Origin of the sequence: Kosakonia sp. S57, from assembly GCF_016516575.1 — a bacterium.
Lineage (GTDB): Bacteria > Pseudomonadota > Gammaproteobacteria > Enterobacterales > Enterobacteriaceae > Kosakonia > Kosakonia cowanii.
This window is the reverse complement of sequence record NZ_JACVUL010000011.1, coordinates 99586-112070: the sequence shown is the minus strand read 5'-3', so window position 1 is coordinate 112070 and position 12485 is coordinate 99586. Positions and strand designations below refer to the sequence as shown.

Sequence of the window (12485 nt, the reverse complement as noted above, 5' to 3'; positions counted from 1 at the left end):
CCTTAATGCGCCTCATCCCTGAGGCGGCAGAACGTCAGACCATATTGACGTGCAGGCCATGCTGGATCAGCACATCGCTGAGGGTATTGGCCTGCGTACTGTTGTGATAAACGTCGAACTGAATGCCATCCACATCGCGCTGCCCGCTGATAGCCCAGGTATCGCTGGCGCCATGCTTGAGGTTGATCTCATCCCCGATGCTGCCTTTGATCAGCAGATCATCTTCCGGTTTATCGGTGATGCTCAGCGCTTCGTTGACATCCAGCGTGACGCTGTTGCTGCCCGATTTACCGAGATCAATTATCTCGATATTGCTGACTTTGCTCCCCAGTTCGATCAGGTTTAGCAGCAGGTTGGCACCGTCAAGCACCAGCGTATCCGTCCCCGCGCCGCCGTCGATCTGCACAAAGCCGAGCGAAGAGAGGTGAATGATGTCGTTGCCGCTGCTCCCCTCCACACTTTCGCCGCTTTCACTGGTGCCATCGGCAAGATCGATACTCAGCCCGCCAATGGTGTAGCTCTCGTCACTTGCCGTGGCGGCAGCCGCCGTCTCCGTCTCTGGCTGACGCGCCGTCTCCACCGTGGCCGTATGCTGCGCATTCAGGCTGTCACTGCTGGTGGAGTCCGACTCTTCGCTCGCACTCGCCGCCAGCAGTGAGAAGCTGTTGGCTTCTGCCATCAGCGACGCGCTGGTGCCCGCCGGTGGTGTGGTGGTCGGGTTGCTGCCGTTAAGGCCGACGTTGAGATAGGCCAGGTTACCCGCCATATCCGCGGTGTAGAGGTTCACCACCGTATTGAGCGAGAGGATTTTCGCCAGATCGAGGCCAACATCAAGCTGCGTCGACCACTTGCCGTCCGCGCCAACAATCGCCGTCGCCATGGCGAGGTTGAGTAAATTAACGTGAACAATCGCCCCTTGATTGAGATTAGTTGACGCACCGCTGATCGTCAGTTTTGCCGACCCTACCAACCCTAGCAGGACGTTGCCGAGGATACTGGTCAGGTTGGTAATCGGGTTAGTGCTGAGCGTCGGCTGGGTCAGTTTCACCTGCACATCGGCTTCCGTGGCGGTGGTGTTGCCCACCCGGTCAGTCACCGAAATGCCCACTTTCGCCGCGCCGCTGCTCAGCCCCTGCAACAGGGTTTTATTCACCGTCGCCGTCCAGTTGCCGTTCGCATCGACGGTGGCGTTGATTGCCGTGCCGCCAACGGTCACTACCACTTTCGAGCCGCTGACCACCCCGCCAATTTTGCCGCCGATGACCTGACCGTTCGCCGCTTCACTGATGTTCAGATAGCCATCGTTACCGAAGAGCGAAGAGAGAGAAATCGTCGGCAGATTATGGGTGATGACATCCAGCGGGCTGGTAATGTTCGCCACTTTACCGGCGGCGTTGGTCACCGCGACGCTCACCGCCTGGGTGCCGTCAGCCAGTGCACTGAGATCGACTTTCGGTACCGTCACGCTCCAGCTGCCGTTCGATGCCACAGTGGTGAGGTAGTTTTTACCGCCAACCGTGACCGTCAGCTGAGAACCGACAGCGTTCTGGCTGGTGCCGGAAATCACCTGCGCGGTGGTGATATCCGCAAGGCTCAGGGCGCCATCACCAAACAGCGAGGTGATCGCCACCGTCGGCAGGGCCTGGATCGCCACGCTGGCGCTCTGCACCACATTGGCGATATTGCCCGCCGCATCCGTCGCGCTGGCAGAGACCTGCAGCGCATTGTTGCCATCCTGCAGGTTTTGCAGCGACACCGCCGGGATCGCCAGCTGCCACTGGCCGTTGGCACCGACGGTGGTGGTGTAGGAGAGCAGACCGACCTTCACGGTGATCTGGGTACCCGCCGCCAGGTTGCTGCTGGTGCCGGAGAGGATCGGGTTGGAGAGCAGATCGTTAAGATCCAGCGTCCCGTTGCCAAACAGTGTGTTGATACCGATCGAAGGCACCGCCTGCACAATGGCGTTCACCAGCTGGCTGCCGGTCGCGGTGTTACCCACCGCATCGGTTACCGTTGCCGTCACGCTCAGGGTGCCATCGGCGATTGAAGCCAGCGCACCGGCAGAGAGTGCCAGCGACCAGCGCCCGTCGGTGACAGGCACCTGATACGCCGTGCCGCCAACATTCACCGTCACCTGCCCGGAGGTCAGCCCGGTAACAGTACCGGAGATAGTCTGCGCCGCCAGCGCTTCGCTCTGGTTAAGGAAACCATCGTTGCCAAACAGTGAGGTAATCGCCACCGTCGGCACATTTTTCACGCCAATAATCACCTGGCTACCGGCCGTGGTTGAACTGTTACCGTCCGGCGTGAGCAGCGTAATAGAAGGCGTAAAGGTGCCATCCGCCAGCCCGGCAAGATCCGTCGGCGTCAGGGCAATAGCGAAGGTGCCGTCGGCATTCACGACGCCATTAAACACTTTCGCGCCAATCGCCACCTGCACGGTACTGCCAATCGGCGCACTGCTGGCGACACCGCTAATGGTCTGGTTGACCAGCGAATCAGCCACGTTCAGCAACCCATCACCAAACAGCGTCACATTGTTGAGTACCGGCGCTACCAGGTCGACCTTCAGCCCCGCACTCTGCGACGCCTGGTTACCATACTGATCGGTAGCGGTAATGGTGACGGTTTGCGTACCGCTGCCCAGCCCTTGCAGCGCGGCTTTCACCGCATCCGGCAGGTTCACCGACCAGCGCCCGCTATTATCGACATTGGTGGTGAAGGCGGTGGCATCGCCAATCTTGATGGTCAGCTCGCGCCCGGCAAGGTTAGTCGCCGTACCGCTCAGCAGGCCGCTGGCGAGTTCAGGAATGCTCAGCACGCCATCGCCAAACAGCGGATCGAGAGAGATAGCCGGCAGGTTATGGCTGACGACATTAAAGCTGGCATCGCTCTTGATAACGTTGCCAAACTTATCGGTTACCGTCACGTTGGCAGTCGCCGTACCGTCCGGCAGTGTGCTCAGCAGTTCAGCGGGAAGCGCGGCGCTCCAGTTACCCAGCGCATCCACGGTGGCGTTAATCGCCCGGCCGCCGAAGTTCACTACCACGCTTGTGACATTGGCGACATTACTCACCGTGCCGGAAAGGGTCTGCGCCACTGTGCTTTCAACAAGGTTAATCACGTTATCGCCCGCGATCACCACATCGTTAACCACCGGCAGGTCGGTCAGCGCCAGCCCGACATCCACCGTTTCATACCGGGTATTGCCATTGGCATCGACGACACTAACTTGCAGTTGCAGGGTGTCGGTAATCAGCCCCTGCCAGAGAGAAGGCGGCAGCGAGAAGCTGTAGGAGCCATCCGGCGCTACTGCCAGATCGTTAATGGTGAAGTCCGTGCCAATTACCGTCAGGGAGACTTTTGCACCACGATAATCGCCACTCACCTTACCGGTGAGCAGCTGTGTGACCAGCGACTCAGCAACGTTAAGGATCCCGTCGTTAAACACCTGGTCGATAGCCACACCGAGGCCTTTGTTCAGCGCAACGTTGAGGGAGAGGTTGTTGCTGGAGGTGTTGCCCGCCGCATCCGTTGAGGAGATGGTGACCACCTGCGGCCCGTCGGTCAGGGTAGTGAGATCGAGCTGCGGGAAGGTGTGGCTCCAGTTACCCTGCTGATCGACCGTGCCGGTCCAGCTCAATGGCCCAAGCTGAATCGTCACGCTGTTGCCCGGCTCGCCCTGCCCCTGCAGCACCACGCCGGAGACGGCGTTAACACTGTTCAGCACCGCCGGAACGCCAAGTGCATCCACCTCCAGCAGCGGCGAAGAGGCATCAACGGTGAACTCCTGTGTGGCGTTCGTCGCGTTGCCAGCCGCATCACTCAGAGTCGCAGTAATGGTGTAGCTGCCATCCTCCAGCGCCGCCATATCTGATGGCGGCACGTCGACCGACCATGTGCCGTTAGCCACCAGCGCAGTGTAGGTTTTGCCATTTAGTGTGACGGTGACCTGGCTGCCGTTGGCATCCGAGGTGCCGCTGATGGTCTGCGCCACCGCTTTTTCACTGCTGTTGATCACGTCATCGCTGGTGAATTGCGTCATCGCCAGCGTTGGCGCGACGGTATCAACCACCACCGTTTGCGAGGCTGTGGCGCTGGCCTGCGTATCGCTCTGCACCGTCAGGGTGTAGTTACCGTCCGGCAGCGCAGTGCGCGGCACATCCAGCGTCCAGCTGCCATCCGCGTTGACCGTCGCCGTGCCGAGCGTCGTTTGCCCATTCAGGATGGTCAACGTGGTGCCGTTAAGATTAAAAGCCTGACCGGAGAGTCGCAGCGTTCCGCTACTGAACTCGGTGGCGTTGACATAGTTGTCGCCAGCGACCAGATCCATATTCACTGAGTAGGTTGGCGGCGTGAGATTAATACTCAGTGTGCCGCCGTTAGACGCCGTACCGACGTTGCCCGCTTTATCAATCCCTTCCACGGTAATGGCACCGGCCTGAAGCTGTGCAAGATCGCCTGGCGTTAACACCAGCTCCCAGCTGCCGTCCGCCTGTACGGTGGTCTCGAAGACGTTTCCACCTGCAAAGGTGACACGCACCGTATCGCCGGTGGCTAAGCCGGTTGAGGTGCCGCCAATCGCCTGGCTGGTCTGGCTTTCAGCAAAATCGAGCAGGTTATCGCCAGCAAACGGCGCAGTTACGCTTACCGTCGGCGGGTCGAGCAGCAGCGTGGTGGTGATGCTGGCTGTTCCGACGTTTTGCGCGCCGTCCGTCACGCTGACGGTGACGCTTTGCTGACCGCGCGCCGTAATGGTGCTCCAGTCATCAGCATCCATCGTCAACGTCCACTGGGTGCCGTTCACCGTGGCATCAAAGGTTCGATCGCCGATGGTCACTTTGACCTGCGCGTTAGCCGGGTAAGAGGTTGAGAAGGTACCGCTCAGCGTTGTCCCGGCAGCCGCTTCCGCTGCGCTGACATAGCCATCAGCGAAGACCGGCGCGGTGATGGTGACCGACGGCGGCGTCAACGCCACCTGGTAATCAACGGTGCTGGTGTTGCTGTTGCCATACTGATCTTCGGCATAGATTGAAATCTCATGCTCGCCCGGGGCGAGAGATTGCAGCGTCCCGGCCGGGAGCACCACCGACCAGTTGCCGCTGGCATCGACGTTAGCGGTATAGGTCACACCATCGACGTCGATCTTCACCGTCACATACTGGTTCGGCCCGGTGGCACCGGTGAGACCCGCCAGCGTTACCTCACCTGCCGCTTCGCTAATATTGACAATGCCATCGCCGAACGGATCGGTGACTGTCGGTGCAGGCAGCGCAGTGTGCACCGTGACGTCCGGAGTTTGCTGCGCATCGGTGGTGGCTGTGTTGCCCGCGCGATCGGATACCGTGACACTAAACGGCAGCGAGTCGTTATCGCTCAGCGCCGCTAAATCTGCCTGCGGAACCGTCACCGTCCAGTCGCCATTCTCATTGACCGTGCCCGTGTAGGTTTTCGTCCCCAGCACTACCGACACAGTTTGCCCGGTGCCAGGCACCCCGGTGTTACCGGTGATCAGCTGATCGCTCTTGGTTTCAGCGCTGTTAATGGTGAAATCACCGAACGGCGTCACATAGTTGGCCTGCGGCAGCGCATTGATAATCGCTTCAAAGCTGCCCTGCCCGGTCGCCTGGTTACCCGCCGTATCGGTGACCGTGACAGTGACCGGCAGCACGCCGTCCGGCAGCGCCTGCAACGTGGCGCTGTCGACATTCAGAGTCCAGGTGCCATCCGCATTGATGGTTGCCGCCAGCGGCGCGCCGTTATTAATGCTGACGGTAACCGAGGCAACGCGCAACGGATCGAGGTTAAGCTGCCCGCTCAGGGTTTGTGTGCCCGCGGCCTCGGTGGCGCTGAGAATGCCGTCGGTAAAGAGCGGCGCTAATTGCGGCTCAGGCAGCGGATCGGTGCGGATTTCAACGCTTACCGGGTCAGAAACCGCCGTGTTACCCGCGCGATCGGTGACCGAGATCTGCACATCGTGCGTCCCGTCGGTGATGGCAATCAGCTGCGCCGGTGTCAGGGAGACGATCCAGTTGCCGTTATTATCAACGGCGCCGGTAAACTGCTGACCGTTATCAAGGATGATGCTTACTGACTGCCCAGGACCGGCCTGGCCAGTGGAACCCGTCAGTTGCACACCGGCGTTAGCTTCCGCCTGGCCGAGAATATTGTCATCACCAAACAGCGGTTCGGTGATCGTGGCCGTTGGCCGTGTCAGCACCACATCAAGATTGCCATTGACCGTCGCCGGGTTACCAAACGCATCCACCCCGGTGACCGTCACGGTGTATTGACCGCTGGTGTCCAGCGACCCGCTCGGGATCACCACCGACCAGGCACCATCGTTGACCTCACCGGTATACTCTTCGCCATCGATGGTCACCACAACCTGTGTGCCGTTGGCAAGACCGCTCACACTCCCGCTGAGCGTGCTGTTGCTGGCAGCTTCACTGATGCTGACAATGTTATTGCCGAACATAGGGTCAAGGGTCATCGTCGGGCCATCGACGGTTTTGACATTGATGTTGACCGGCTGCGGGTTGCTATTGCCTGCGGCATCGGTGGTGACGAAGGTGATTTGCGATGTGCCCTGCGGCAATGCCTGCAAGCTCCCCGCCGGGATCACCATGCTCCACTCGCCCTGCTCATTGACCAGTGCCGAGAGCGTAGTGCCGTTAAGGGTAAGCGTTACCGTCTCACCAGGGGTGCCGGTGCCACCAATCTCCTGATCGACAGCCGCTTCGGCAATGCTGATGTAGCCATCGCCAAGGAACGAGTCTGCAACATCCACCGCCAGCGTCGGCGCACTGAGATCGACCGTCACACTGCTGCTGGCGCTCGCCGGGTTCAGCGCGGCATCGACCGCCGACGCCGAGATGGGATATGGCGTACCGTTTGTTGTCTCTTCCAGCGCCTGCATATCGGCCTGCGGCACGGTAATGGTCCAGTTACCGCTGCTGTTCACGCTGCCGGTGTAGGTTTTATCGTTAAACACAACGGAGATCACCGTCCCTGCTGCCAGCGACGTTGATGACCCACTGATGTTCAGCGGCTGACCATGCTCGAGGGCGTTAATCACATCATCCTGCGCCACCGGATTAAGGGTGATGGTCGGCTGCGACGCGGGCTGTGCGGCGAAAGTGACGTTATGGCTGGAGATAGTGCTGTTGCCCGCCACATCGTTCACCGTAACCGAGATGGCCTGACGACCATCCGGCACCTGCGCCAGATCGGCCGGCGGTACCGTTACCGACCAGCGCCCCTCGGCATTAACCGTCGCCGTATAATTTTTGCCGTTTAAGGTTACCGTCAGCGTCTGGCCTGCTTCGACATTCTGTGAAGAGCCGGAGATCGTTACCCCGCTCTGCCCGTTCGCTTCCGCACGGTTAACAAAATCATCCCCGGCGACTTTATCGATCTGCACCTGTGGCGCGTTAGCGGGAGAGGCGTCGAGCGTAAAGGTTTCGGTTTGCGTGCTGCTGTTACCCGCGGCGTCGGTAACGGTGACGCGCACCGCGACCGGACCATCCGGCACGCCTGCCAGCGCACCGGCAGGGAGTACCACGCTCCAGGTGCCATCCGGCAGGATGATGGCGTCATAGTTCTGCCCGTTGACCAGCACGATAACGGTTTGCGCCGACTGCGCATCGTAGTCGCCGGTGCCGCTAATGGTGACTGCGCCAGCGGCTTCAGCGCTGTTAATAATGTTATCGGCGGTGACGTCATTGATAGCGAAGGTCGGTAAAACCGTATCGACGGTCATCGGCGCACTGCTGCTGACGGTGTTACCTGCCGCATCGGTCGCGGTTACCGTCACAGTATGGGGCCCCTCGGAGAGAGCACCGAGTTGTGCAGGCGTTAACGGCAGCGTCCAGTTGCCGTTCGCATCCACCTGGGCGGTGAGCGGCGTGCCGTTATCAAGGGTGATGGTCACGCTCTGACCGGCGCCAACCACACCGGTGTTACCCGCCAGGTTACCGCCTGCGGCCGCTTCCTGGGCATTAACCACGCCATCGCCGAATGGCGCATTTACCACCGGCTGCGGCAGCACATGGGTGATCAGGGTAAACGGCAGTTCGTTAGAGACAACCGCGTTGTTCTCATCCACCCCGGTGACCGTCAGCGTAACGGTGCCGTCGGCAATCGCAGCGGCATCCGCATTCGGTACCGTCAACTGCCAGGAGCCGCCCGCCGTTACGGTGGCGGTATACTGCACGCCGTTCAGGGTCACGGTAACGGTATTCCCTTCCGGGATACGCACCGACGTGCCGCTGATGGTCAGACCATCGGCAATGTCGGCCGCGCTGATACGGTTGTCGCCATCGACCGGGTTAATGGCAATCGCACTGGCGGTGGTATCGACGGTGAAGGTGCTGGAGACGGGCTGTGATGGGTTGCCCGCGCTGTCCGTCACCGTCACTGAAATGGGGTACGTGCCGTTGGTCAGGTTGTTGATGACCGAAGGGGCGACCGGGATTGTCCACAAACCATCCCCACCGACCACGCCGGTCAGGGTTTGCCCGTTCAGCGTGACGGAGACCGTGGCACCTGGCTCGGCCGGAACCGTGCGTCCGGTCAGGCTAAAGCCAGCGTTCTGCTCCGCCAAATCAATAATGTTGTCGCGGGCAACCGGATCCATCACCACGTTAGGTGCGACGGTATCGACACTGACCGTGCGGATCGCGGTAGTGACGTTACCAGCATTATCAGTGGCGGTAACGATCCACGAGCTTGCACCGTTCGCCAGACCGCCCAGCGCCGCGTTATCAAGATTGACGCTCCAGCTGCCATTGGTGATGGTTGCCGGGTAGCTTTTACCGTTAAGGGTGATAACCACCGAAGCCGCATCGCCAGAGGTGGTGCCGGAGAGCGTTACACCATTGGCGATATTGCTGCCGTTGAGCACATCGGTGCCATTAATCGGCGTTACGCTTAAGCTCGGCGGGGTTTTATCGACCGTAAAGTTGACGATGCTGCTGGCACTGTTGCCCGCCACATCGGTGGCGACCACCGTCAGGCTGCCCGGCCCTTCCGCGAGGAGATCCATCGCGCCCTGCGGCAGGGTCAGGGACCAGCTGCCGTCGAGGTTCACCACGCCGCTGAAGCGCTGACCGTTTAACGTTGCGACCACCGTCTGACCGGCGCCGCTAATATTGGTGCTCCCGGTCAGCGTCTGGTTCTGGGCCGCTTCCGCTATGTTCACCACGTTATCGCCAAATGCCGGATCGACCGTGACGTTCGGCAGCGTATTGATCGCCACCGTGAAGTCATGGCTATCAAGCAGCGTGCCGCCGCTGGTGGCGACCGTTGCCGTTACGGTCTGGGTACCATCCGCCAGTGCCTGCAACGCCGCCGGATCGACCGTCGTTTGCCAGCTACCATCGGTCTGGATCGTCGCCGCATAGTTCACCCCGTTCAGCGTGACGGTAACGATAGTGCCCGCAGGCAGGCCTGCGCTGTTACCCCGGATGGTTAAACCATCAGCCGCTTCACTGGCGTTGAGGTAGTCATCGCTGGCGATAATATTGATCGCCACCGCATCGCTGGTGGTGTCGACACCGAATCCCGACTCAATGGTACTGCTCTGCCCAAAACCGTCCGTCACGCTGACGGTCAGGGTCTGCCCACCATCGCCCAGCTTTTGCAGTTCAACGGCCGGGAGCGTTACCTGCCAGTTACCCTGAACATCCGTCACGCCTTCATAGCGCACGCCGTTCAGGATCACGGTAATCACACTTCCCTCCTCCGCATTGGAGGTGCCGCGCAGGATCTGGTCGACTTTGATTTCAGCCGCGTCAAGAGAGTTGCCGTCCGTCAGCGCCTGCACGCCGATCTCCACGCCGCTGGTTTTGACACTGATTGGCTGCGTAACGGTGGTGCGGTTGCCGGCGGCATCGGTCAGCGTGACGTTTAACGGATAGCTACCGGTTTGCAGCGCACTCAAATCTGCAGCAGGCAGCGAAAGCTGCCAGTTACCGTCGCTGCCCACGACCGTAGTGTAGGTTTTGCCATTCAGCGTCACCTCTACCGTTTGCCCCTGCTCACTGACCCCACTTACGCCCCTTAAAATCTGATCCTGGCCCAGCTCTGCGCCGTTCAGTTTGCCGTCGTTGGTCAGCGGCAGCAGGCTCAACGCCGGGAATTGCGTATCGACAATCGCCGTCTCGGTGAGCGGCGTCGTATTCCCAGCCGCATCGCTGGCGTTCACTGTCACTGTGACCAGGCCATCCGGGATAGTTTGCAGATCGCCAGCGGGAATGGTCACTTTCCAGGTGCCGTCGTTATCGACCGTTGCCTGGTAGGTTTTGCCCGCCACCTGCACGGTGACGCGCTGTCCGATGCTGGTTACGCCGGTGTTGCCGCTCAATACCTGATCGACCCCTTTCTCGGCCGCATTGAGATAACCGTCGCCAAACGGCGCGTCCATTACCGGGTCAGGCAAGCGGTGAACCTGCACATTCAGCGTGCGCGAGTCCTGCGCGCTTTCGTCATTCAGCACCACCGTGGCGGTGATAACATTTGCCCCATCTTCAAGACGCAGCAAATCTTCCGACGGGATGGTGACGCTCCAGCGCCCGGAGGCATCAATGCTGGTCACCGTGTAGTTGATACCGTTGACGGTGACATAAATTGTCACGCCTTCACCAAAGACGGTGGTAACGCCACGCACCTCAAGCGGGTTTTCCGCTTCGCTGGCGTTGAGATAGTCATCGGTAGAGAGGATGGCAATGGCGACACCGGTCAAAGAGGTATCGACGTTAACCGGAACTGTCCTGACGATCGCATTGCCATCTGCATCGTTAACGCTGACGGTCAGTGCACTATCGCCTTGCGGCAATAAACCGAGATCGCCCGACGGTATCGAGGTTTTCCAACTGCCGTCCCCCATCACTTCGGCATAGTAGGTTTTGCCGTTGAGAGTAATGGTCACCAGCTGGCCCGGCGGGATGTTGTAGGTCTGGCCAGAGAGCACCTGCGTGATGAGGATTTCGGCGCTGTTGATAATGTTATCGGTGGCAACCGGATTGATGGTGATATCCGGGGTGTTGAAGTTGGTGCTGAAGTCGCGCGTCTCTTCGGAGACGTTACCGGCAATATCGACCGCGCGATAAAGCAGGGTGTAACTCTGCCGGTCTTCCAGCAGCGCCATATCCGCAGCGGGAATAACCAGCTCCCACTGCCCTTCAGCGTTGGCAATCGCCGTGTAGGTGCGATCGTTGAGCGTGACAAAAATGGTGCTGCCGGCATCCTCTGCACCGACATAGCCGCGGACGATTTTATCCGCCACGTGCTGATCCTGATCGAGAATGTCACCTGGCGTGAACTGGGTAAGCTCAAGCACCGGCGGCGTGGTACTGATCATGATTTGTGAATCTGCCGTGGCAACGGCACCCGAGAACGAGAACAGAGCAAATCTCAGAACATGGAAGCCCTGCCCAAAGGCGCTGATATCTTCAGGCATGAGTAAGACGTTCCAGCTGCCATCCTCCTGGACTGTGGTGGTCCAGGTCTGTCCGTTGGCGCTGATGGTAACGGTACTGCCAGCATTCACCGCTTCCGTCACGCCGCTCAGCAGCTGAGGTTCGTTAGATTCGGCGAGGTTAATGATGTTATCGGAGGCAATGGCGTTAATCCTGAGGGTGGGCGTAACAGGCGTTTCACCGCCGCCATTGTCTCCACCGCCGTTATTACCTCCACCGTTGTCGCCACCGCCATTGCCGTTATCGCCGCCGCCATTGTTGTTATTGCTACCGCCGCCGCCGCTGTTATTTGCCGCAGCAGCCACACCGACAATGCCACCAACGGCGGCCAGGCCGCCAAGCGCTGCCAGAGCCGAGAAGCCGCTGGCTCCCGCCCCCACCAGCGACCCCAGAGACACGTCGCTGAACGCCGGAACGATGGTTTCCGCAGCGGCTGGCCCCGCGGCTGCCGCATACGGGAAGGCGGCCTGATGTGTGCCCAGCTCACCTTCAAAAATCATTTCGCTGTGCAGGCCCTCGCCATCCACGGTAAAGAAGCTGTTGTAACGCACCGTGGAGCCATCTTTCATATGGACGATCAGGTCGTTCCCTTCACGCTCGAAGAAATTTACTGACTCCTGCGACGCATTAACGCGCACAATACTCGTGTCAGTTAAATTTACTACCCTGTCGCTGCCTTTCGCATATTGCGCAACAACATCGCCAGTTTTTTGGTTTATTACATCGACGGAACCAGGAAGACTATTTTGCGGGGCCATATTTTCACCTCGGATGCGAAAGCAATATTAGAGCGCCTGCGAGCATCTGTTTTTGCGCAGGATTACGGTTTACCAGTTCACCAGGATTGACAGGAAGCAGATGTGGGACATACGAGATGAAAAATACCTAAGTCGTTGTTTTTCATTTATTATGTTAATCCATCATCATTTAATAAATTTTTACATTAAGAAAGATATAAACAAGCTTCTGTATTTAGGCAACGTTTTGAATCACAAATTGATAACA

1 protein-coding gene is annotated in these 12485 nt (G+C 59.4%); it reads right to left on the bottom strand.

Features of this window, described 5'->3' with window-relative positions:
• Positions 1–34: 34 nt before the first annotated feature.
• The gene (locus tag IAE48_RS12805) at positions 35–12238 is read right to left on the bottom strand and encodes an Ig-like domain-containing protein (RefSeq protein ID WP_200134629.1); all 12204 of its coding nucleotides are present in this window, start codon (positions 12236–12238) and stop codon (positions 35–37) included.
• Positions 12239–12485: the final 247 nt, after the last annotated feature.

What these genes read in the sequence shown, in the direction of transcription:
- IAE48_RS12805 (WP_200134629.1), bottom strand. Translation starts at nt 12,238, where the DNA reads ATGGCCCCGCAAAATAGTCTTCCTGGTTCCGTCGATGTAATAAACCAA.